The organism is Blastomonas fulva, assembly GCF_003431825.1.
Classification (GTDB): domain Bacteria; phylum Pseudomonadota; class Alphaproteobacteria; order Sphingomonadales; family Sphingomonadaceae; genus Blastomonas; species Blastomonas fulva.
The window spans coordinates 1,896,865-1,918,248 of sequence record NZ_CP020083.1; the positions used below are offsets into that span (position 1 = coordinate 1,896,865).

The 21,384-nt window shown below is 63.6% G+C and carries 18 protein-coding genes and 2 tRNA genes; 9 read left to right on the top strand and 11 right to left on the bottom strand.

The window, feature by feature from the left end; genetic code table 11:
* Positions 1–160 precede the first annotated feature (160 nt).
* The 3 genes from B5J99_RS08800 to B5J99_RS08810 form a co-directional block, all read right to left on the bottom strand.
* Positions 161–2,443, bottom strand: a complete 2,283-nt coding sequence (locus tag B5J99_RS08800) for a hypothetical protein (RefSeq protein ID WP_117352205.1) — start codon at positions 2,441–2,443, stop codon at positions 161–163.
* Between the two features lie 435 nt (positions 2,444–2,878).
* Positions 2,879–2,954, bottom strand: a tRNA-Ala gene (locus B5J99_RS08805).
* A 119-nt stretch (positions 2,955–3,073) separates the two neighbouring features.
* A complete protein-coding gene (locus B5J99_RS08810) occupies positions 3,074–3,388 on the bottom strand; it encodes an FYDLN acid domain-containing protein (RefSeq protein ID WP_054133526.1) in 315 nt (104 codons plus the stop codon).
* Between the two features lie 187 nt (positions 3,389–3,575).
* Between B5J99_RS08810 and aroA the strand changes: the two genes are divergently transcribed.
* The 7 genes from aroA (at position 3,576) to B5J99_RS08845 (ending at position 9,445) form a co-directional block, all read left to right on the top strand.
* Entirely contained in the window at positions 3,576–4,919 is a 1,344-nt protein-coding gene (gene aroA, locus B5J99_RS08815) for a 3-phosphoshikimate 1-carboxyvinyltransferase (protein ID WP_117353424.1), read from the top strand.
* A complete protein-coding gene (locus B5J99_RS08820; protein ID WP_117352206.1) occupies positions 4,916–5,191 on the top strand; it encodes a CBU_0592 family membrane protein in 276 nt (91 codons plus the stop codon). Before aroA ends, B5J99_RS08820 begins: the two co-directional genes overlap by 4 nt.
* Positions 5,188–6,126, top strand: coding sequence for a subclass B3 metallo-beta-lactamase (bla, locus tag B5J99_RS08825; protein ID WP_162892524.1), 939 nt, complete (start codon positions 5,188–5,190; stop codon positions 6,124–6,126). Before B5J99_RS08820 ends, bla begins: the two co-directional genes overlap by 4 nt.
* On the top strand, positions 6,123–6,764 hold the full coding sequence (locus tag B5J99_RS08830) for a (d)CMP kinase (RefSeq protein WP_054133522.1): 642 nt from the start codon (positions 6,123–6,125) through the stop codon (positions 6,762–6,764). The genes bla and B5J99_RS08830 overlap by 4 nt, the downstream gene beginning before the upstream one ends.
* Positions 6,765–6,964: 200 nt before the next feature.
* Positions 6,965–8,677, top strand: a complete 1,713-nt coding sequence (gene rpsA / locus B5J99_RS08835; protein WP_054133521.1) for a 30S ribosomal protein S1 — start codon at positions 6,965–6,967, stop codon at positions 8,675–8,677.
* Positions 8,678–9,000: 323 nt separating this feature from the next.
* Positions 9,001–9,282 (top strand): integration host factor subunit beta, encoded by a 282-nt coding sequence (locus tag B5J99_RS08840; protein WP_054133520.1) that lies wholly within the window; start codon positions 9,001–9,003, stop codon positions 9,280–9,282.
* 78 nt (positions 9,283–9,360) lie between these two features.
* Positions 9,361–9,445 (top strand) — tRNA-Leu (locus tag B5J99_RS08845).
* Between the two features lie 87 nt (positions 9,446–9,532).
* On the opposite strand, the gene B5J99_RS08850 is transcribed toward B5J99_RS08845, so the two are convergent.
* Complete coding sequence (locus tag B5J99_RS08850; RefSeq protein ID WP_117352208.1) at positions 9,533–11,476, bottom strand: sensor domain-containing diguanylate cyclase; 1,944 nt, start codon at positions 11,474–11,476, stop codon at positions 9,533–9,535.
* A 197-nt stretch (positions 11,477–11,673) separates the two neighbouring features.
* Between B5J99_RS08850 and B5J99_RS08855 the strand changes: the two genes are divergently transcribed.
* A complete protein-coding gene (locus B5J99_RS08855; protein WP_245991830.1) occupies positions 11,674–12,228 on the top strand; it encodes a hypothetical protein in 555 nt (184 codons plus the stop codon).
* Positions 12,229–12,232: 4 nt separating this feature from the next.
* On the top strand, positions 12,233–12,943 hold the full coding sequence (locus tag B5J99_RS08860; protein WP_231683657.1) for a COG3904 family protein: 711 nt from the start codon (positions 12,233–12,235) through the stop codon (positions 12,941–12,943).
* 20 nt (positions 12,944–12,963) lie between these two features.
* Here the strand turns inward: B5J99_RS08860 and B5J99_RS08865 are convergent, their stop codons facing one another.
* The 7 genes from B5J99_RS08865 to B5J99_RS19880 form a co-directional block, all read right to left on the bottom strand.
* The gene (locus B5J99_RS08865; protein ID WP_117352209.1) at positions 12,964–13,815 is read right to left on the bottom strand and encodes a class I SAM-dependent methyltransferase; all 852 of its coding nucleotides are present in this window, start codon (positions 13,813–13,815) and stop codon (positions 12,964–12,966) included.
* Between the two features lie 72 nt (positions 13,816–13,887).
* On the bottom strand, positions 13,888–14,298 hold the full coding sequence (locus B5J99_RS08870; protein ID WP_162892526.1) for a hypothetical protein: 411 nt from the start codon (positions 14,296–14,298) through the stop codon (positions 13,888–13,890).
* Between the two features lie 135 nt (positions 14,299–14,433).
* Positions 14,434–14,844: a hypothetical protein gene (locus B5J99_RS08875; RefSeq protein ID WP_162892528.1), complete on the bottom strand. Its 411-nt coding sequence runs from the start codon at positions 14,842–14,844 to the stop codon at positions 14,434–14,436.
* A complete protein-coding gene (locus tag B5J99_RS19875) occupies positions 14,841–15,692 on the bottom strand; it encodes a DNA/RNA non-specific endonuclease (RefSeq protein ID WP_245991831.1) in 852 nt (283 codons plus the stop codon). The genes B5J99_RS08875 and B5J99_RS19875 overlap by 4 nt, the downstream gene beginning before the upstream one ends.
* A 42-nt stretch (positions 15,693–15,734) precedes the next feature.
* Positions 15,735–18,998, bottom strand: a complete 3,264-nt coding sequence (locus B5J99_RS08885) for an error-prone DNA polymerase (protein ID WP_117352212.1) — start codon at positions 18,996–18,998, stop codon at positions 15,735–15,737.
* A complete protein-coding gene (locus B5J99_RS08890; RefSeq protein WP_245991833.1) occupies positions 18,995–20,509 on the bottom strand; it encodes a Y-family DNA polymerase in 1,515 nt (504 codons plus the stop codon). The genes B5J99_RS08885 and B5J99_RS08890 overlap by 4 nt, the downstream gene beginning before the upstream one ends.
* Positions 20,463–21,344 (bottom strand): ImuA family protein, encoded by an 882-nt coding sequence (locus B5J99_RS19880; protein WP_117352214.1) that lies wholly within the window; start codon positions 21,342–21,344, stop codon positions 20,463–20,465. The genes B5J99_RS08890 and B5J99_RS19880 overlap by 47 nt, the downstream gene beginning before the upstream one ends.
* Positions 21,345–21,384: the final 40 nt, after the last annotated feature.

Below are 21,384 nucleotides of genomic sequence, written 5' to 3' on the forward strand. Positions count from 1 at the left end.
TGTTAGTAACAATGGAGGCGTGTTGCCTTAGACTTCTGCGTTTAAGCACAGCGAGAATGCGCGTACATAAGCCTTCAGCGCACTCCTAACCGCAGATGTTGATGATATTGCCCGTTGGTTCCCTCCACCGAAATCGCGACCATGCTGCTCGCGACTGCAATCAAAAGATTGACCCCGCGGGCTCGTCCTTTGTTCCGGGCGACAGGATATTGGCCATTTCAGTTAAGAGCAGGCGGGTTGCCGCGTTATCTCCGCTGCTAAGCAATTGCTTGACCCGGTCAATCTCAAACTCCCGTTGACTAACCTCATTTGCAGCCTCGCGCAAACAGCGAGCGGCTCGGTCCCGCATTTTCTGACTGGGTGCGTCTGCAAGCGTAAGTTTCGTCGAAAGCCGACCCTTCAACATCGTCGCATCCTTGCCGTCGCCCGACGTTAAGGCCAACCCGGCGAGCGCGAGGAGCCACTGACCCAGTGTGTCCCACCCGGTATGATGTTTCCCGGCCTCAAGCGCCCAATTGAACATGATACGTTCGACCGCCTGGTAGGTCTCTTCCTCACCAAGTCTGCGACACCGAAGAGCCAGATCAGTCATGTTGCCTCGGTGCGACCATCCCTCGACAAACTTGACAGATTCCACATCGGCCGGAATCCACGACAGAGTGCTTGCCAGCCAACGCGCATGCTTTCGCAACTCGCCGCGCGCATGCTCGCGGGCGGCGGGTGCCGCAGCAACGAACAGCAGCACCTCGCTGACTTGGGCGATCCAATGGGCGATGTCGAAAAAGAACGGCGACCTTTTCTCTACCGAAAGGAGGAGAAGGTCCTTCTGCGAACCGGAGAGACCATCCGCCCATATCTCAAGGTGGTCGATGACTCGGGAGGCCAGAGCGTCACCTGCCTCCCTCTGTGCTAGCGCGTTACCCAGTTGGGTCAACGTGCTGCACAAGCTGGTATGAGTCGTCACCGAGTAGTAGGGGGCGAGGTAGGTTGCGTGTCCGCCGAGTATGGCATCGGGCATTCGCAGGAATGTTTGTGCAACAGACGACACCGACTCTCGTAGCTGGCGGAGGGCAAATCCGGGATCGTGTTCCTCACTGCGAAGCATCTTCAGCGTAAGGTCACGCAATTCCTCCATCGCCACCAGAGTGATTGGTTTCTGGTCCGGCTTGATCGCCCCGAAGCATCCGATCGCAGCAATTTTCTTGATGAGAGACACAGTCTCCTGCGAGGCTGATGCCTGAACAAAATAACTGCTGCTGCGGCCCATCGCTTGCAATCCGCGCATCACCGTATCGGTGAGCCCGGACGGCAAGACCGCCTCGATAGCGCTCTCGAGGTAGCCCGCCGCCAACAGAGCGTGGAATTTGCTGTCGTGATCGTTGGCGTATCCGATCTGGCAAAGAACATTCACCAAAGCGGCCATCGTGTTGAAAATTTGCTCCAACTGAAGTTCATCGCGCCGCGTCAGCGCGACCGCACTAAGCCGTCTCAGATTTTCCAGCGTTTCGCTGAACACGCCGTCAGCCACTAGCGGGTTGTCGATCAGGAGCTGGTTGGAAAAGAAGGTCCGGCCTTTGATCTGCACGTAGGCGGCATTGAGATTGATGATCATAGACAGTGCCGCCGCCGACACCTCCAGGTCGCCATGTTCTCCCGCACGTCGCGCATAGGCAGCCGCCTGGCCGACAGTGGTTTTGACACCGACTGTCCAATTCGGATTCGCTTGTAGGACGGTGGCACGGCGCGTGTCGAATTTGCTTTCGATGCGGCGTGCCGGAGGATCTTGTTTGAGCTCAACGAGCGTTGACATCGTATCAAGGCGACGACTCGTTCGGTGAAGATCCCGCGCCATGCGCGAATAGATCAGTTCCAACTGCTGGATCGGGTCGATGAGCAGCAGAGATCGCCGGTAGGCGAAGTATAAAAGGCGTAAGTTCAATAGAAGCGCCAAAATTCCGACCAGGACGATGGTTGCTAGATGGCCCGCATCAGCGACCAGCGACAATGCCGTCCCCGCGATCGCGAGAAGCAAAGATGCGGCAACGGATGCGATCAACTTTCTGTCAGAACTGAAGTGTCGAAACAGACCGTGGGGTAACCTCTCCACATTCACTTGCAACGCGAACAGGATAAATGAGGCGGCGATAGCGGTAGCCCCGATCATCGCGGCGCCGATGGTGCTTACGAGGCCGCGCAGGGCGACTGCTCCCGCTGGATCAGGCAGGTCGCCCAGCCATGTCTGCAAGGGCCTCCAAACCAATAGGCTGAGTACCACCGCTAAAGCCCAAACGATTGACTCGATCTTGCTGGCGTGCTGTTGCCAGCGAGCGGAAAGCCAATAGACTGTCATCGCGGCTCGGTGGCTGAAGAACAGACGTCGCCGCACGAGCGCCTTTCGCACTTTCTCAGGAAGGCTGAACGGGATTCCAAAAAAACGGACCATGCGGTTGATCTACAGCATTGATCGAATATCTGCAGCCGCCGAATGTACGTCAGCTTTCAACAGGGCGATTAATGCTCGCGAAAAATCGGTTTGTCAGCGTTCGTCGGAGACGGATAGCGACTACTTTTTAGGCTGGCGCTGTCCCAAGTCCCCAATGAGCCCGGAATGACGTGTATCGGCGTAAGCTGATACTCTCAGTACCGCGAGTGAACGGCGTCATTTGGGTCGAAATATGACAGTCGATCCCCGAGCTTTCGGACACCAACATGGTGAAACGGCCCTGCGTAGCTGGTGGCAACCCGTCGGCAGATCGTCAAAACACATCCGGTCTCGCATTGCATCTCGCGGGAGCGCAGCGAAAGAGGGACGAAAATGTGGGACTGAGTTGGCTGGGATACAAAAAAATGCGCGTTTGCGTCACTTTTTCTAGTTGAATGGTGGAGCCTAGCGGGATCGAACCGCTGACCTCTACACTGCCAGTGTAGCGCTCTCCCAGCTGAGCTAAGGCCCCATATGCGCCGGGGAAAAGTCACTCCGGCGCTGAGAAGGACAGCCCTTTAGTCGAGCCGTCCGGTGGTGGCAAGGGGCAAAACGCTGCCCCCGCCACCTAAAGTTCGCGAACCGGAAACCTCAGCTTTCTTCGTCCTTGTCGTCGGCTGCTGCGACGCCCAGGTCGTCATCGCCGCCCAGGTCGACATCGTTGTCCGGCGAATCGCCGTCCTCGTCGATGTCCAGATCCTCATCGGCAAGATCCACGTCCTCCTTCTCGATGACCTTCTTCTTTTCTTCCTCGAAGGGCAGCGGCTGCTTGGACTTGAGCACGGGCTCGGGGGTCCAGCTGTTTCCGCAGTTGATGCAGGATACAGGGTCGTCCTTGCCAAGGTCATAAAAGCGGGTGCCGCATTTCGGGCAGCTGTGCTTGGCGCCCCATTCAGGCTTGATCATGAATAATGCCTCAGGTTCAATAACATCATAGATGTAAGGAGAAGGTTGCATATTTCCAGCCCGCAGCGCGGGTGCGCCGCAACAGGAAAATCGGCGTGCGCCTTGCCATAGCTTTATGCCGCTGTCAAAAGCTGCGTCGCAATTCACCTCTGGCAGCCCCATGCCCAACCGGAATTTGTTTCATCCCATGGCCCATTCAGCAGACCAGGCACCGGTCCCGCGCCGTTTCGCGCGATCCGGGCCGCTCACCGGCACCATTCGCGTGCCCGGCGACAAGTCGATCTCCCATCGCGCGCTGATGCTGTCTGCGCTGTGCGTCGGCCAGAGCCGGATCTCGGGGCTGCTCGAGGGAGAGGACGTACTTGCCACGGCGGCCGCAATGCGCGCGATGGGCGCGCAGATCGAGCGCGGCGCAGATGGCATCTGGACGGTGCACGGCGTGGGCGTGGGCGGGTTGATGCAACCGGCCCAGGCGCTCGACATGGGCAACAGTGGCACCTCGACGCGGCTGCTGATGGGGCTGGTCGCGAGCCACCCGATCACCGCGATGTTCACCGGCGATGCATCGTTGAGCCGCCGTCCGATGGCGCGGGTCACCGATCCGCTGGGCGAGATGGGGGCGGAATTCAACGCGAGCCCCGGCGGCACGCTGCCGCTGATGGTGCGCGGGATCAGCCCTGCGGTGCCGATCAGCTACCGGCTGCCGGTCGCCTCGGCACAGGTGAAGTCCGCGATCCTGCTCGCCGCGCTCAACACGCCGGGCACCACGACGGTGATCGAGCCGGTGGCGACGCGCGATCACAGCGAAAAGATGCTCAAGGGGTTCGGCGCAGACCTGACCGTGGAGACCGATGCCGATGGCGTGCGCCATATCCATGTCACCGGGCCATGCGACCTGACCGCGCAGGACATCGAGGTGCCGGGCGATCCCTCGTCCGCCGCGTTCTTCATCGTCGCAGCATTGATCGTGCCGGGGTCGGACCTGACAATCGAGAATGTCGGCATGAACGTCACCCGCACCGGGATCATCACCGTGCTCGAGCAGATGGGCGGCCAGATCGAGCGGTTGAACGCACGCACCGTCGGCGGCGAGCCGGTCGCCGACCTGCGCGTGCGGGCGAGCGCTCTCAGCGGGATCACCGTCGATCCTGCGATCGTGCCCAGCATGGTCGACGAGTTTCCGGTGTTCTTCATCGCCGCCGCCATGGCCAGCGGCACCACGGTCACCAGTGGCCTCGACGAGCTGCGGGTCAAGGAATCGGACCGGCTGGCGACGATGGCACGCGGGCTCGAGGCGATCGGCGTGGATGTCGAGGAGCGCGAGGATGGCCTTGTGATCACCGGCAGCGGCGGCGCATCCTTGCGCGGCGGCGGCCCGGTGGCGACCCTGCTCGACCACCGCATCGCGATGAGCTTTGCCGTGGCGGGGCTGGCCAGCGAGCAAGGCGTGAACGTGGATGACACTGCGCCGATCGCCACCAGCTTCCCCGATTTTCTGAACCTGCTCGACCGCAGCACGGGCGCGGCATGAGCCCGCTGGTGGCCGATATCATCGGCGTGATGGGCAGCGTGCTGTTCATCGGCGCCTTTGCTTATGCCAACAAGGTCGAGAAGATCGACAAGTTGCTGTTCAACGCCGTCAATCTGGCAGGCGCGATCCTGTTGCTGACGTCGCTGTCGGTGCATTTCAATCTGGCAGCGACGATTCTCGAAACCGCATGGGCCGGGATCGCGCTGGTCGGCCTTATCAAGGCGATCAGGGATCGGTGGGCAGGGGTGGACCGGGAGGGGACCAAGGGATGAAGCGCATGTTGATCACAGCGATGCTCGCCGTCGTGGCTACAGCGGGTGTGGCACTGCAGCCCGAAGCGTCCTCATCGCGCCTGGCCAAGGATGCCGAGATCGATGCAGCCCAGGCTGCGCCCATTGAAGGCTTTGCCAAGGGGGGCCGCTGGAATGAACCGTTCGATCCGTTCACCATTGCCGGCAACCTGCATTATGTCGGCACCGAGACGGTCAGCGCCTTTCTGATCACCACGCCGGAGGGGCATGTGCTGATCGATGGCGTGCTGGCGCAATCGGTCCCGCAGATCATCGCCAACATCAAGACGCTGGGCTTCGACATCGGCGATGTGAAGTACCTGCTCAACACCCACGCACACATCGATCACGCCGGCGGCCTTGCCGGGCTGCAGCGGGCGAGCGGCGCGCAGATGCTCGCCAGTGCCGCCGACAGGCCGTTTCTGGAGGCAGGCGCGATCGATCACGGACCCAGCCAGGGCATGCGCTTTCCGCCGGTGCGGGTTGATCGTGTGATCGGCGATGGCGAGGCCATCACGCTGGGTGGCACGACGCTGACCGCGCACATGACGCCGGGGCACTCGCCGGGGTGCACCTCGTGGTCAACCACGGTGAACGATGCGAACACGACACGCAGCGTGTTCGTGCACTGCAGCGCCACGGTTGCAGGGCAGTCGCTGGTGCCCGAAGCCTATCCCGGCATGGTTGCCGCGTATCGCAGCACCTTCGCCAAGGTGAAGGCGATGAAGGCCGATATCTTTCTGGCCAATCACGACAATTTCTTTGACTTGCACGACAAGCGCAAACGGCAGATCGCCGGGGATGCAAGCGCGTTCGTGAACGGACAAGAACTGCAAAGCTTCAACACGCGCATGGCAGCACAGTTCGAGGCTGATCTGGCCAAGCAGCAGGCGGCGCCGGAGGGGCAGCAGCCATGATCATCGCCGTTGATGGACCCACCGCCAGCGGCAAGGGAACGATCGCCAAGGCTCTCGCCGCGCATTTCGGACTGCCGCATCTCGATACCGGGCTGCTCTATCGCGCGGTCGGGGTGAACGCGGTGCGGCTGGGGGGTGATCCCGACAATCCGGACGAGGCGCTGGCAGGCTGCGCGTTCGATGACGCGCTGCTCGCCGACGCGCATCTGCGCTCTGAAACCGCAGGCGGGCTTGCCAGTCGCGCCTCGCGCCATCCTGCAGTGCGCGCTGCATTGCTCGAGCGGCAGCGCAGCTTTGCGCGGCAGCCGGGAGGGGCGGTGCTCGACGGACGCGATATCGGCACGGTGATCGCGCCCGAGGCGGACGCCAAATTGTTCGTCACCGCCAGCGTCGCTGCGCGGGCCGGGAGGCGGTGCAACGAGATGCTGGGCCGGGGCGAAGATGTGACGCTGGAAGAGATCGTCGCCGACCTTGCCGCGCGCGATGCGAGGGACTCCGGACGGTCGATCGCCCCGCTCAAGCCCGCCTGTGACGCGCTCTTGCTTGATACCAGCGATTTGACTATAGGGCAGGCCGTTCAAAGAGCCATAGAGCTGGTGAACGGCAGGACGCAGGGCGGACATTCGCCCCAGTCTTAGATGTTTCGATCATCGTGAACATCGCCCGCGCCGATATCGGCCCGCGCGATCGTTCGCGCTTTTCGCATATCTGTCTGCCGCCGCCGGAACACACGGTTTTTGGGCGCTTTCCGGTGCATTCGGCCCGGGGGGCAGGTTAGGCCAAGACCGCCGGAGACAACCGGCTGGCCGGACAAAACAGTTTAAGGAATACAGGATTTATGGCCTCTACGGCATTTCCCAGCCGCGATGATTTTGCGGCACTTCTCGACGAATCGCTTGGTGGCGGCGCAGCTGCCGATGGCGGTTTTGAAGGCCGCGTCGTCAAGGGCACGGTTACCGCGATCGAAAACGACAAGGCGGTCATCGATGTTGGCCTGAAGTCGGAAGGCCGCGTGGCCCTGCGTGAATTCGCAGCGCCCGGCCAGGACCACGGCCTCAAGGTTGGCGATGAAGTCGAAGTCTATGTCGACCGCATCGAAAATGCCGATGGCGAAGCGATGCTGTCGCGCGACCGCGCACGCCGCGAAGCTGCATGGGACAAGCTGGAAAGCGAATTTGGCGAAGGCAAGCGCGTCGAAGGCGTGATCTTCGGTCGCGTCAAGGGCGGCTTCACCGTTGATCTCGACGGCGCCGTGGCCTTCCTGCCCGGCAGCCAGGTCGACATCCGCCCCGTGCGCGATGTTACCCCGCTGATGGACATTCCGCAGCCGTTCCAGATCCTCAAGATGGACCGTCGCCGTGGCAACATCGTTGTCTCGCGTCGCGCCGTTCTGGAAGAAACCCGCGCAGAACAGCGCACCGGCCTCATCCAGTCGCTGGCCGAAGGCCAGATCATCGACGGTATCGTCAAGAACATCACCGATTACGGTGCGTTCGTCGATCTGGGCGGCATCGATGGCCTGCTGCATGTCACCGACATCAGCTACAAGCGCATCAACCACCCCAGCGAAGCGATCACCATCGGTGAGACCGTCAAGGTGCAAATCATCCGCATCAATTCGGAAACGCAGCGTATCTCGCTGGGCATGAAGCAGCTCGAAAGCGATCCGTGGGAAGGCGCCAGCGTCAAGTATCCCATCGGTGCCAAGCTCAGCGGTGCTGTCACCAACATCACCGAATACGGTGCATTCGTCGAACTGGAACCCGGCATCGAAGGCCTGGTCCACGTTTCGGAAATGTCCTGGACCAAGAAGAACGTCCACCCCGGCAAGATCGTTTCGACCAGCCAGGAAGTCGATGTCATCGTTCTGGAAGTCGACGCCGAAAAGCGCCGTATCTCGCTGGGCCTCAAGCAGGCGCAGTCGAACCCCTGGGACGCTTTCGCAGACAAGCACCCGGTTGGCAGCGTCGTCGAAGGCGAAGTCAAGAACGCGACCGAATTCGGTCTGTTCATCGGCCTGGATGGCGATGTCGACGGCATGGTTCACATGTCGGATATCGCATGGGGCATTTCGGGTGAAGACGCGCTCAACCTCCACCTCAAGGGTGAGCAGGTCAAGGCGATCGTCCTGGACGTGGATGTCGAAAAGGAGCGTATCTCGCTCGGCATGAAGCAGCTCGAAAAGGGTGCTCCGGCCGTTGGCGGATCGGACAGCTCGACCCTGCGCAAGAACGAAGTCGTCACCGTCACCGTGCTCGAAGTGCGCGACGGTGGTCTGGAAGTCCAGGTTGGCGAAGATGGAGCCACCGGCTTCATCAAGCGCAACGATCTGGGCCGCGACCGTGACGAACAGCGTCCCGACCGCTTCCAGGTTGGCCAGAAGCTCGACGCGATGGTCACCGGTTTCGATCGTTCGCGCAAGCCGACCTTCTCGGTCAAGGCGCATCAGCTGGCTGAAGAAAAGCAGGCTGTGGCGCAGTATGGCTCGTCCGACTCGGGCGCGTCGCTGGGTGACATTCTGGGTGCGGCTCTCAAGCAGCGCGAAGATTGATCAGCCAGGCGGCCAGCCTTCAAGGCTGACACCGTTTCAAAAAGGGGCACCGGCACACCGCCGGTGCCCTTTTTTGTGCACCATCTGTCGCTTGCCAGCACCGTCGGGCAAGAACGGCGTTGAAACGGCAAACAATTTCTGACAGCATTACGGTGCTGGATTTCCGCTTCACCGGTGTTCGGCACACACATACGCGCCTGCTTGTCAGCCGGCGCTTTGGCTTGTCGGGGGGCTGGTCAATTCGATAATGTTGGGGGGAACCGCACGCGGCGATTTTCCTTGGTGCGCGTCCCGTCGCATATTGAATTGCAGGAGATTGGCCCGTGATACGATCGGAACTGCTACAACATCTGGCAGAGGAAAACCCCGGTCTTCGTCCTGACGAGATCGAAAAGATCCTGGATATCTTTTTCAACAACATCATTCAGCGGCTGGCCGAAGGTGGCCGGGTGGAACTGCGCGGTTTCGGCGCGTTCTCGACCCGCTCGCGCGAGCCGCGCAAGGGCCGCAACCCGCGCACCGGCGAGGCGGTTGATGTGCCCGGCAAGCGCGTGCCCTATTTCAAGCCCGGCAAGGAAATGCGCGCGCGCCTCAATACCGATTGAGACACCCGCCCGGCACCGTCCGGGGTTTTTCTAAGCTTGTCGGCTAAAACCTTCTCGGCCTATAGACGCCTGCGGTTGGCGGGCGTGGCGGAATGGTAGACGCAACGGACTTAAAATCCGTCGGGCTTTGCCCGTGGGGGTTCGAGTCCCCCCGCCCGCACCACACAGATCCAGCATATTCGCCAGAGCCGCGAGGCCATGCCAGGCAAACAAGGCAGGGCCGCAAAACCGGCCCGGCGCACCGCCCGCATCACGCCGCGCTGCGCTCTGCCCCCGGCACATGACGGCTGGTGATCGCGCAATTGCGGCCTGCGGTCTTGGCCTGGTACAGCGCGCCATCGGCCCGAGCGTACAGCGCCCGCGCGGTGTCGCCCGGATGCCAGTTGGCCACCCCGATGCTGACCGTAATGCTGAGCGCCAGATTGCCATGCACCTCGAAGCTGTTGCGGGCGATCGCGGCGCGGATGCGTTCGGCAATGGCATCGGCGATCACCGGGCGCGCGCGATCGAGGATGATCACGAACTCCTCGCCGCCCATGCGGCCCAGCGCATCGCCCGGCCGCAGCAGCGACTGCATCAGCTGCGCCAGCACGCGCAACGCATCGTCGCCGGCAACATGGCCATGGCGGTCGTTGATCGCCTTGAAGTTGTCGACATCCACCACCAGCACCGCCATCGCGCTGCCCGCGCGCACGCGGATCAGCCGGTCATCCAGCTCGGCCAGAATCTTGCGCCGGTTGGCGATGCCGGTCAGCGGATCGATCTCGGACAGCAGGCGCAGCTTGTCGTTGGCCTGGTTGAGCGCGGATGTACGCTCCGCCACCCGCTCTTCCAGCAGGCTGTGCGACTGGCGGATGGCGCTTGCCATGGTTTCGAACCAGCGGACCAGCCGGGTGACCTCGTTGCTGCTCCTGTCGCGATCGGGCAGCACCAGGATCGCATCGTTGGCCAGCTCGCGGGTGATGCGCTGCGCATCGCGCGTCAGCCGCCGCAGGGGCTTGCCGACCAGGCTGCGCAAGGCCAGCGTCACCGCCAGAATGCACACGAACAAGGCAACCACCGCCATCCCCGCGATCCGCGGAATGGGCCGCAGCGCCTCTGCCAGGATCAGCCTTTCGGGCTTGACGGTCAGTGCATACCAGCCCGCGCCCGGGATCGCCTGCAGCGAGACATAGGCGTCGAGATCGTCCGCCTTGCCGGTGAATCCGGACTTGCCGTGCTTGCGCACCAGCGCCCACAGCGCCCGCAGCTCGGGCTTGTCGCTGGTGGTGATATCGAGATACTGGCCGGTCCTGCTGCTGTGCTGCAGCGTGTATTCGGGGTGATAGATCAGTCGCCCTTCGCGCGAGACCAGGATCACGTTGTCGTCGCTGTTGTCGGCAAAATGCCCGGCAGGCACCACCTGATCGAGCGGCATCGAGGTGCCGAAGGTGCCTATATGCCGCCCGTCGCGATCGACGGGGGTCATGCAGCCGGTCGTCCAGACCTGCCGGTTCTGCAGCGATATCAGCGATTGCAGGCCGGTGCACAACATGGATCGAGCCGGGTTGGCCGTCTGGGTGGAAATGGTCGCGAACTCGGCGTCCTGGAAACCGAAGCTGGCAGGCGCGGTCCTGCGGTAATATTCCAGCCGATCAGGGCGGTCGGGGGCGAAGATCACCATGGCGTTGGCCGGGGTGAAGAAATACAGGCTCTCGATCTCGAACCGGCTGCCTTCGCCCAGCGCGCGAACCGCATGGGTTGCCGCGACCATGTCGCGCACCGCCTCAAGATCGTTGGCCACGCCGCCGGGGACAAAGGCCGCCATGCCCTCGACATGGCCGATCGCGGTGCGGCCACCGTCGAACATCACATCGGTGCTGCGGCGGGTGCCATCGGCGCCGAGCGGATAGAGCGCATCGAACTCGCGCCGCGCCTGTGCGGGCGTCAGCGTCGCACGCTCGGCACGGAACAGATCGATGGCGCGGGCCTGGGTGCGGGCGATGCGGTCGAAGCGCTGGGCCAGCTCGTCGACGATTTTTGCGTTGCGCTGATCCAGCCGCACCAGAGACTCATCGATGGCGGTGTTCTGCTCCTGCCCAAAGGCCACCACAGCAGTCGCGGCGATGACGAGCGTCAGGCCGACGGCCATGCTCCACGCCGTCCGCGCGCTGATCGACAGCGAATTGTGCCAAAGTCGGAGCCGGACGAACATGCGCCCTTGTCCGTCATTTTGGTTAATGAACTGCAAATACAGGGGGCTGGATCGCGCCAGGGCGGATATGTCCTATCCCCCATGGCAACTTTCGGGCCATCGGTGCAGCTGTGATCCGGGTCATGGTTTGACCGGTCACGGACGCTACGGTACGATGCGTCAGGGTCGATAGCAGTTCCTGTCAGGAGAAGCTTGCGATGGGTGCGAATGTCTTGAACATCACGATGCGGTCCGCAGCGTTGGCGGCGATGATCGCCATGGCGCTGCCGGCGCCAGCGGCGGCGCAATTCGGCGGCCTGTTGCGCAGCAAGCCCAGGGCCAGCGGCAAGACCGCCACCGGGTGCGACGACAGCGCGGGCAAGTCGGTGGGCCGTTCGGTCATCGGCGGCATGCTGGGCAGCGTCACCGGGCGGATCGGCGGCATCGCCAATTTCCTGCCGGTGCCGGAAGTCGCCGGGCTGCTCACCGACGCCATCGCGTGCAAGCTGGAGCCCGAGGAGCAGAAAAAGGCCGCCGATGCCACGTTGGAGGCGACGCGCGGCGAGGAGGTGGGGAGCAGCTCGACCTGGACCAGCGAGACCCGCAAGGACGTGTCGGGAACCTCCACCGTGGTGGGCAAGACCCAGCTCGCGGACGGATCGACCTGCATGAATGTCAACGATGTCATCATCGTCGAGGGCGAGGAGACCACGGTGTCGAAGAAGATGTGCAAGAAGCCGGGCGCAGCGCGCTATGAAATCGCGCAGGCCTGACAGGATGCGGACCGCCCGCCGATCCCTGCTGCTAGCACTGTCGGCGGCGCTGCTGTGCGCGCAGAGCCCGGCACAGATGGACCCGGCCAATCCCAGCTGCCCCCGGTCGCCCGACTGGTCGGCCAACAAGACCATGACGCTCAAGGTCGTCAAGAAGGGCGGCGCGCAGGTGCTGCTTGCCGAGGGGCCGATCGACCAGACATTGCCCGACCGGCTCAAAAAGGCGCTGAGCGACAATCCCGACATTGCCGAGATCTGGCTGCGTTCGCCCGGCGGCAACGCGCGCGCAGGGAATGCCGCAGGCAGGCTGATCCGTGGCAACCCCGGGCTGGTGACGCGCATTCCGGCGGGCTGGACCTGTTTTTCGGCGTGCAACTTCGTGTTCATGGGCGGTCAGCTGCGCGTGGTCGAGCCCGGCGGCAACTTCATGGTGCACATGTTCACCATGACCAACGACCGCGCCGCGATCGATCAATCTGTCGCCTTGGGCACCGACACCACGGTCGAGCTGATCGGCGACATCGAGCAGGAAAGCGCGTTGCTCGCCAGCGAGGACAACGACTTTCTCATCCGCATGGGCGTCTCGCGCAAGTTGCTGACCGACATCATGTACAAGCAGAAGGCGGTGGCGAGCGGCGGCGGCGATCAGTCCACCCGCCGCTGCCTGACGCAGGACGAGGTGTTCCAGTACAACGTGGCGAACGTGCGCGAGTGAGACCGTGATGGCCGCGCGGCTCAGGCGGTCGCGCTGAGCAGCCAGACCTTGTTGGCCATCATCACGCCCTTGCCGGGCACATAATGCTCTTCGAACAGGGTGACGAGATCGGCGCGAGCGCGGGCGAGCACGTCGTCGCCGGCTTCGGCGAGCGCACGGCCGATCGCCATCGAGGCGAGCGCGAAGTCTGCCGCTGCGTCCGGCGTGGCACCGGGGCCACCGATCGCCTGCTCGCCCTGATACGCCTCCACCTGGGGCGCGGAGAACCCGGCGTGCGCCAGGATGTCGCGAACATAATCGAGATCGGCAAAGGCGAAGGGCCCGGGCGCGCGCGGATCGGGCGAGGGGATGTCGATATGTGAGCGCGCGACGCCCATCAGCTCCATCATCCACGGATTGTCGCGCGGCGCGGCCCAGATCGCCAGATCGATCCGCCCGCCGGGTTTCAGCAGGCCGTGCAGGTTGGTGAAGGCCGCGTAAGGATCGGCGAAGAACATCGATCCGAAGCGTGAGATCAGCCGGTTATAGGGCGCGTCGAGCGCGACAGTGGCGGCATCGGCGCAGACGAAGCTGACATTGGGATGGTCCGCAGCGCGGCGGCGGGCCTCGTCGATCAGATCGGGCGAAATATCCAGCCCCAGCACCGCACCCTCCGGCCCCGTGTCCCGCGCTGCAGCCAGCGAGGTCAACCCCCCGCCACACCCCAGATCGATCACCCGCTCCCCCGGCGCGATGCTTGCGCGCGCCAGCAGCGCGTCACCGATCGGCGCGATCATCCCCTCGAACCGGTCGATATGGGTGAGCCACTTCACCCCCATCTCGCCTGCCCAGTCTTCGCCCTTGAGTTCGTTGGGGTCGGCGGGGGCGGTCATGGCGGGCTCTCCTGTCGTTATGCGCAGAGAGGGTAGGAGGTGGCGGGGCGAGGTCAATGGGGATGTGGGGATTTACAGCCCGGCAGTGGGACCGTCCCGCCATGTCGGATAGACCACGCGCTTGTTGCCGAAATGGCGTTGCGCAGAGTCACTCCGCCGTGCCGGGTCGAAAAGCTCTTCGCCAAAATCATCTTCATATAGGACGTTGACGTGGGATTGCTTGCCCTTGAGCAGATACTGGATCTCGAGCCAGCGCTGGTCAGGCGCGTCCAGTTCCCCCAGTTCGATCATGTCGTCTTCGAACTTATCAAAGTCCGGGATGGCGTGAGCGATGTAATTGCCACGATCCCAGAACAGCGACATGCTCACGAAACCGTCGCCCAGCGAGCAGATGAACAACGTTCCCAAAAGTGAAAACCGCCGGTCCGCCTTGAGGGTAGCGCCGATCTGATGGAGCAGGTGCGCCTTTTGGTCGTGGTTCATGCTCATTGTCTTCCAAGGACGATGAAAAGCTCAGCTTACAACGCAATCCTCCAATGCGCCAGTATGCCATGGGGTGGTCGCGGTGGTCAGCAAGACCGTGGGTGGTTGATAGGGATCGAGGGCACGCGCATGGGTTCACAGTTCGAATGTATCGTCACCCAAGTCATCGGGATACATAATCTCCTTGTCGCCCAGATATCGTCGCGCAGAGTCACTGATGCGCGAAGGGTTCATTAGTTCGTCGCCAATGTCTTCCTCATACAGAAAATTGGCTTCGAATTCATTGCCCCTGAGCAGATACTCCATCTCCAGCCAGCGCTCGTCGGGGGCGTCGAGTTCCCACAGTTCGAACATGACATCTTCAAACTCATCATAATCAGGCGAGTTGTAGATAATATAATTGCCGCGACTCCAAAACAAAGACATGCTGATAAACATGTCTTCAACCGCACAGATGAACAGCGTACCAGCAGCGGAGAAGTGTTGATTTGCTTGAAGTTTGGCGCCAATCCGATTTAGCAATTCTGCCTTTCGATCATGGCTCATGATATTTTCTTTCTGTGCTCGTTCGGTAGTTTAATGCTATAAGTATTGCGTCCGATGGTATACCATATGTTTAAAACAGAGGGTCTTCGTGAATTCCCTTCGTAAACAGGCACGATCCTCACCGTAACACGCTCTCCACGTCGAATACCGCGAGCCCATTGATTTTCCATAGCTTGGTATCTGCCACGGTTGAAGTCAGCATCCTGAGCGAAATGGTTGAATGCCTCGGTCGGACCATTGAATCGGCGCGCGATAAAATGTCCTCCATGGTCTGTTGGGCGGCGGTCCGTACCACCAGCGCGGGCCTGTTCTTTGTCAGATCGGCGCTGTTCGGGATTTTCGGTAACCGTACCTGAAACTTTCCTTGTGCGTTTTGCTTTGTCGATTTCATAGCGGTAACCATTTCGAGTGATGACGGTATTTTGCTGGCCGACTGGCAACGAATTGTTTGATCTGGCTGCGGGCTCTGAGCGTGTGGTGATCGGTTCGATTGTAGCCCGTTTTGGCTTGGTGCGTGCGGCGCGACGAACAGTCTCTCTTTGATTTTTGTCCGTTGTCTCAGTGTTAATCTTGCCGGATGCGCCACCGCCACCAAATCCTCTCGCTGTATTGTTTCCCCGCGAGAAATATCGACCAGATCCGGCATGCGTGAACTGCCCGTTTTCTGGATCATGCCAAGGATTGAATTTTTTCTCGATTGGCCATCGACCTGTTCGCACCCATGTCGAGAACGCGCTGTTTTGACCGCTAGGCCTGATAATCATGATGCCGCTCCATATTTGCGGCAAGAACATATCAGCAACATTTTCCAACAAGTCAAGTTGGATGGCGTTGACCAGACGCCTCATAGAAGTGCTAAAGGGCCTCGGCCCAATATCCGGCACCCCCCCTCAATGAAAATCCCGCGACTTCGGCAGCACCCTTGCATCCCTCGGATGGCGTGACGGCACCGGCCTTGCCACCTCGTCCCCCCGCGCCAACGGCGGGGTGATCGCGCCATCCCCCCGCGTCGCCGTCAGCGTTGCGAGCAGGTCGCTCCGATCCACCACCCGGTTGGCCATCAGGTGCACCACGCCTTCGCGGCTGCGTTGCAGGACCCCTTCGACCTGCATCAGGCGGCTGGCCATCACGGCGCGGCGGTAGCGTTCGAACAGGCGGGCCCACAGGACGATGTTGGTGACGCCGGTTTCGTCCTCGATCGTCACGAAGATCGCGTTGCCCTTGCCGGGGCGCTGGCGGACGAGGACGATGCCCGCGGTGCGCACCGTCATGCCCGCCTTGGAGTTGTTGGTGTCCTCGCACGACAGCACGCCGTCCTCGCGCAGGCCAGCGCGCAGGAAGGACATCGGGTGGTCCTTGAGCGATAGCCGCAGCGTCTGGTAATCGGTCACCACCTCTTCGGACGCGGGCATGATCGGCAGCTGCATGTCGGGCTCGTCTCCCAATTCGCGCGCACGCGTTGCGGCGAACAAGGGCAGTTCGCCCGAGGGCGTGCGGCGCACCTCCCACAAGGCCTGCCGCCGCGACAGCCCCAGCGATCCGAACGCATCGGCATCGGCAAGCAGGCGCAAAGCGGCAGACGGCAGGTCGGCGCGGCGCGCGAGCATCTCGACCGAGGTGAAGCGGCCTATTTCGGTGCGCGCGGCGACCAGAGCTTCGGCCCAGGCATTGCGGAAGCCATCCATCTGGCGATAGCCCAGCCGCAGCGCCAGCCGCCCATGGCCATCGCGCTCGAGCGCATTGTCCCAGCCGCTCATGTTGATGTCGATCGGGCGCACCTCGACCTGATGCTCGCGCACATCGCGCACGATCTGCGCGGGCGCGTAGAACCCCATCGGCTGCGAATTGAGCAAAGCGCAGGCGAAGACCGCGGGCTGGTGGCATTTGATCCACGACGAGACATAAACCAATCGCGCGAACGACAAAGCGTGGCTCTCCGGAAAACCATAACTCCCGAAGCCCTCGATCTGCTTGAAACAGCGTTCGGCAAACTCGGCGGTATAGCCGCGCGCGGTCATGCCCTTGACCAGCTTCTCGCGGAAGTTGTGCATCGTGCCGACATTGCGGAAGGTCGCCATTGCGCGGCGCAGATGGTTGGCCTCGCCCGGGGTGAAATCCGCCGCGACGATCGCGAGCTTCATCGCCTGCTCCTGGAACAGCGGCACGCCATAAGTCTGCCCGAGCAGCGTCTTGAGCTCATCGGGGTCGTGCGGCGGGGCGGGCGAGGGGTATTCGACCGGATCGATTCCCGAGCGGCGGCGCAGATACGGGTGGACCATGTCGCCCTCGATCGGCCCTGGTCGCACGATCGCGACCTGCACGGTGAGGTCGTAGAGCGTGCGGGGCTTGAGGCGCGGCAGCATGTTCATCTGCGCGCGGCTTTCGACCTGGAACACGCCGATGCTGTCGCCGCGGCACAGCATGTCGTACACCGCCGGATCGTCGGCCTCGAGATCGACGGTGAGGTCGTGCTCGCCCAGGTCATGCTGGCGCATCAGCGCGAACGCCTTGCGGATGCAGGTCAGCATGCCGAGTGCCAGCACATCGACCTTCATCAGGCCGAGCGCGTCGATATCGTCCTTGTCCCATTCGATGAAGGTGCGGTCCTCCATCGCGGCGTTGTGGATCGGCACGGTCTCGTCGAGCCGGTCCTCGGTGAGCACGAAGCCGCCGACATGCTGCGAGAGGTGGCGGGGGAAGTGCAGGATCTGGTCGACCAGATCGCGCAGGCGCACGATATCGGGGTTGTCGGGATCGAACCCGGCCTCGGCATAACGCTGCTCGGCCATCGAGCTGGAGAAACTGCCCCAGATCGTGCTGGTGAGCCGGGCCGTCACATCCTCGGAAAAGCCCAGCACCTTGCCGACCTCGCGCACCGCGCTGCGCGGGCGGTAGTGGATCACCGTCGCGGCGATCCCGGCGCGATGGCGGCCATAGCGCGCATAGATATATTGCATCACCTCCTCGCGCCGCTCGTGCTCGAAATCGACATCGATATCGGGCGGCTCGGCGCGTTCTTCGGAGACGAAGCGCGAGAACAACAGGTCGTGCGTCACCGGATCGACCGAGGTGACGCCGAGCAGGAAGCAGACGATCGAGTTGGCCGCCGAGCCGCGCCCCTGGCACAGGATCGGCGGATCGCGGGTGCGGGCAAAGCGCACCAGATCGTGCACGGTGAGGAAATAGCAGGCGTATTTCTGTTTGGCGATCAGCGCGAATTCGTCGTCGAGCATCTTGCGCACCTTGGCGGGAAGATCCCTGCCATAGCGATCGCGCGCCGCCTCGGTCACCATATGCTCGAGCCATGCCTGCGCCTCCCAGCCCTCGGGAACGGGCTCGAGCGGGTACTGGTAGCGCAGGTCGTCGAGCGTGAAGCTGATGCGGGCGAGGAGTGCGGTGGTTTGCGCGATCGCTTGCGGACAGTCGGCGAACAGGCGCGCCATTTCCGCAGGCGGCTTGATATGGCGCTCGGCGTTGGCCTCGAGCCTGCGCCCGGCGTTGGCGATCGTGCAGCCTGCGCCGATGCAGGTCAGCACATCGTGCAGCGGGCGTTGCTCGGGCGCGGCATAGAGCACATCGTTGGTGGCGAGGAGCGGAACGCCTGTGCCTTCGCTGAGGCGTATCATTCGGGCGAGACGGCGGCGGTCTGCGCCCCTGCGTGGCATGGTCGCTCCGATCCACACGCGGTCTGGCGCGGCGGTGTGGAGGGTGTGCAGGACGGCGGCGTCGGTGGGCGCGGCCATCACGATCAGCAGCAGGCCGTCGAGATGCTCGAGCAGGTCGGCAAGGTGCAGCGTGCAATCGCCCTTGGTGGCGCGCAGGTTGCCCAAAGTCAGCAGCCGGGTCAGCCGCCCCCAGCCGTGCCGCGTCGCGGGGTAGGCGATGATGTCCGGCGTCCCATCGGCGAACACCAATCGCGCGCCGACCACCAGCCTGAGCGCGGGCGCAGGAACGCCGATCTCTGCCGCCGCCTTGTGCGCATCGCGCAGCGCGATATGCGCGCGGACCACGCCCGCCACCGTGTTGCGGTCGGCAATGCCGATGCCGGCGAGCCCGAGTTCGAGCGCGCGCGCGACCAGGTCCGCCGGGTGCGATGCCCCGCGCAGGAACGAGTAATTGCTCGCGGTGACGAGCTCGGCGAAGGGGATGCTCATGCGAAAAGGCCGTGGACATACCAGCGCGGATCGGGCTTTTCGGTCTCGTACAATCCGTGGCGGAAGATCCAGAAGCGGCGGCCGCGCGCGTCTTCCACCCGGTAATAGTCGCGCGTCAGGCCGGGGCTCTTGCCCGGCGCGTGTTTCCACCATTGCGCCGCGATCCGCTCAGGCCCCTCGAAGCGCACGACATGGTGCTGGCTGCGGCGCCAGCGGAAGCGGTGCGGCGGGCCATCGGGCACCTCGGCGATGACCTCGATCGGCTGCGGCGGATCGAACAGGTGGATCGGGCGCGTCGGCGGTTCGCCCTGCTGCGGCGCATCCCAGGCGGCGGGCGCGGGCAGATCGACCGCAGGCAGGGTGAGCGCCGCCTGTTCGGGCACATGACTGTCGTGCGGCTGGAACCGGCGGATCGCGCCGCGCCCTAGCCGGGTGCTCAACCGGTCGACCAATTCGGCCATCGCCTCCTGCGCGATGGTGCCCCCTTCGAGCTGCAACTGCGCCGGGGTCAGCGGCTCGATGCGCGGGACCGCCAGCCGGATCATGTCGAAGCCGAAGCCCGGATCGACCGGATCGGCGAGCGCCGCCAGCCGCTCGTTGAGCAACCGCATCAGCACGTCCGGGTCGCGCATCGGCAGGCTGCTTTCGGTGGCGAGATCATAGGTGCGGCCATCGCTGCGGAAGAACCGCGCGATGAACCGCCGCCCACCCATGCCGCGCTGTTCGAGCTCGATCGCCGCTTCCTCGGCAAGCTCGCCGATCGCCGCCATCGCCGCCTCGGTGTGCGCGATCGGCTCGGCAAAGCGCCGCTCGAAGCGCAGTGCGGGCGCGGCGCGGCGCGGGGTGATGCGGCTGTCGGCGCTGCCTAGCAGCCGGTCGAGGCTGTCCACCAGATCGGCGCCGAAGCGCGCGGCGAGCGGCGCGCTCGGCCGCATCGCCAGATCGCCGATGGTCTTGAGCCCTGTGCGGATCAGTGCGGTCTGCGTCTCTTCCTCGATCCGCAAAGCGGCAACCGGCAGCCGGCGCAATGTCGCATCCTCGCTCTCGAACGTCGTGCCTGCAGGCGCGAACCGGGCGAGCGCCTGCGCCGCCTCGGGGGTGTCGCCGCACGCCAGCCGCACGTCATCGCTCCACCGCGCTAGAAACCGCGCGACATCGGCGAGCAATGGCGCCTCGCCGCCGAACAGATGCGCGCAGCCGGTGATGTCGAGCGCCAGCGCGTCGGGCGCATCGATCGCCACCAAAGGTGTGAAGCGGTCGCAGTGATCGGCCAGCCGCTCGAGCCAGGCGAGATCGGCCGCCGGGTCATGATCGGTCACGCTGAGCAGCGGCACCTGCGCGCGCGCATCGGCGAGCGCCATTCCCGCGCTCAGCCCGAGCGAGGCTGCCTGCGGGCAGGTCGCCGCAATCCGCATCGCGCCGCGCACCTTCTCGACCAGCACCAAAAGGGTGTCGGCGGAGGCGTCATCCCGCCCGGCGCAGTTCTGCTCTCCTGTTGTCTTTTGGCGCATCAACCGGTCGACCGGCAGAAAAGGGAAGAACAGCGCCAGATGGCGCCGCTGCGATGGCTGCGAATCCTCCGGCATCGGGGCCGAAATCGGCGACCCCATCGGCGTCTGCAAAACAGGCTTGTTCACGGTTCCACTCCACGCGCCAGTCGCCGCCGGATGGGCGGCCGCGCTGGCGCAACAATTCCACTCTCCAGGCAGGATAGCCCGGCGCATTGGCCTCCATCGGCAGCGATGGCGCGGCGGCTACCTGCCAGCGGGTCTGCGCGGCGCTGGGCGAGGGCACTGCGGCGATCCGCAAGCCGATCACGGTCACCCCTGATGCTTCCGCCGCCAGCGCCAGCCGCCGGCTCGCGGTCAGGTCGAGCAGCCGCGGCTCGCGCCACAGTTCGACCACCGCAACGCCGACCTCGGGGCAGCGCACCACATCGGCCGCCGCGCGCAGCACCGCGAGCGGATCGGGCAGCACGCCGATGATCACCCGCGCCGGATCGAGCCCGATCTCGACCAGCCCCGGCGCGTGCAGCCTGCCGCCCTGCCTTTCGGCCTGCGCCTCGCGCAGCCACACCAGAGTGCCGCCCGATCCTGTCCCCAGGCCGACCCCCAAGCCTACCCCCAGTCTCATCGCCAGCCCCGCGACAAAGCCCGCCGCGCAGCCCGCATCGTCGGCCTGCGCCGCGAACACCTCATGCACCCGCCCGCGCGCCAACCCGCCGCCCAGCGCGCTGTCGATACCCGAATGGCCGGTCCCCGCCACCGCCGCCGTCTCGACGGAACGCGCGCGTTCGATCCCGGCAATCCGGGTTTTGAGAGACTCGAGAGATTCGGATCGGGGCATATGTTCACCTTATGTTCCATATATCCTCTTGCCCCGGAAC

Excerpts from the sequence above, each read along its gene's own strand:
- B5J99_RS08800 (WP_117352205.1), bottom strand. The coding sequence starts at position 2,443 with ATGGTCCGTTTTTTTGGAATCCCGTTCAGCCTTCCTGAGAAAGTGCGA.
- B5J99_RS08810 (WP_054133526.1), bottom strand. The coding sequence starts at position 3,388 with ATGATCAAGCCTGAATGGGGCGCCAAGCACAGCTGCCCGAAATGCGGC.
- aroA (WP_117353424.1), top strand. The coding sequence starts at position 3,576 with ATGGCCCATTCAGCAGACCAGGCACCGGTCCCGCGCCGTTTCGCGCGA.
- B5J99_RS08820 (WP_117352206.1), top strand. The coding sequence starts at position 4,916 with ATGAGCCCGCTGGTGGCCGATATCATCGGCGTGATGGGCAGCGTGCTG.
- bla (WP_162892524.1), top strand. The coding sequence starts at position 5,188 with ATGAAGCGCATGTTGATCACAGCGATGCTCGCCGTCGTGGCTACAGCG.
- B5J99_RS08830 (WP_054133522.1), top strand. The coding sequence starts at position 6,123 with ATGATCATCGCCGTTGATGGACCCACCGCCAGCGGCAAGGGAACGATC.
- rpsA (WP_054133521.1), top strand. The coding sequence starts at position 6,965 with ATGGCCTCTACGGCATTTCCCAGCCGCGATGATTTTGCGGCACTTCTC.
- B5J99_RS08850 (WP_117352208.1), bottom strand. The coding sequence starts at position 11,476 with ATGTTCGTCCGGCTCCGACTTTGGCACAATTCGCTGTCGATCAGCGCG.
- B5J99_RS08855 (WP_245991830.1), top strand. The coding sequence starts at position 11,674 with ATGGGTGCGAATGTCTTGAACATCACGATGCGGTCCGCAGCGTTGGCG.
- B5J99_RS08860 (WP_231683657.1), top strand. The coding sequence starts at position 12,233 with ATGCGGACCGCCCGCCGATCCCTGCTGCTAGCACTGTCGGCGGCGCTG.
- B5J99_RS08865 (WP_117352209.1), bottom strand. The coding sequence starts at position 13,815 with ATGACCGCCCCCGCCGACCCCAACGAACTCAAGGGCGAAGACTGGGCA.
- B5J99_RS08870 (WP_162892526.1), bottom strand. The coding sequence starts at position 14,298 with ATGAACCACGACCAAAAGGCGCACCTGCTCCATCAGATCGGCGCTACC.
- B5J99_RS08875 (WP_162892528.1), bottom strand. The coding sequence starts at position 14,844 with ATGAGCCATGATCGAAAGGCAGAATTGCTAAATCGGATTGGCGCCAAA.
- B5J99_RS19875 (WP_245991831.1), bottom strand. The coding sequence starts at position 15,692 with ATGAGGCGTCTGGTCAACGCCATCCAACTTGACTTGTTGGAAAATGTT.
- B5J99_RS08885 (WP_117352212.1), bottom strand. The coding sequence starts at position 18,998 with ATGAGCATCCCCTTCGCCGAGCTCGTCACCGCGAGCAATTACTCGTTC.
- B5J99_RS08890 (WP_245991833.1), bottom strand. The coding sequence starts at position 20,509 with ATGCGCCAAAAGACAACAGGAGAGCAGAACTGCGCCGGGCGGGATGAC.
- B5J99_RS19880 (WP_117352214.1), bottom strand. The coding sequence starts at position 21,344 with ATGCCCCGATCCGAATCTCTCGAGTCTCTCAAAACCCGGATTGCCGGG.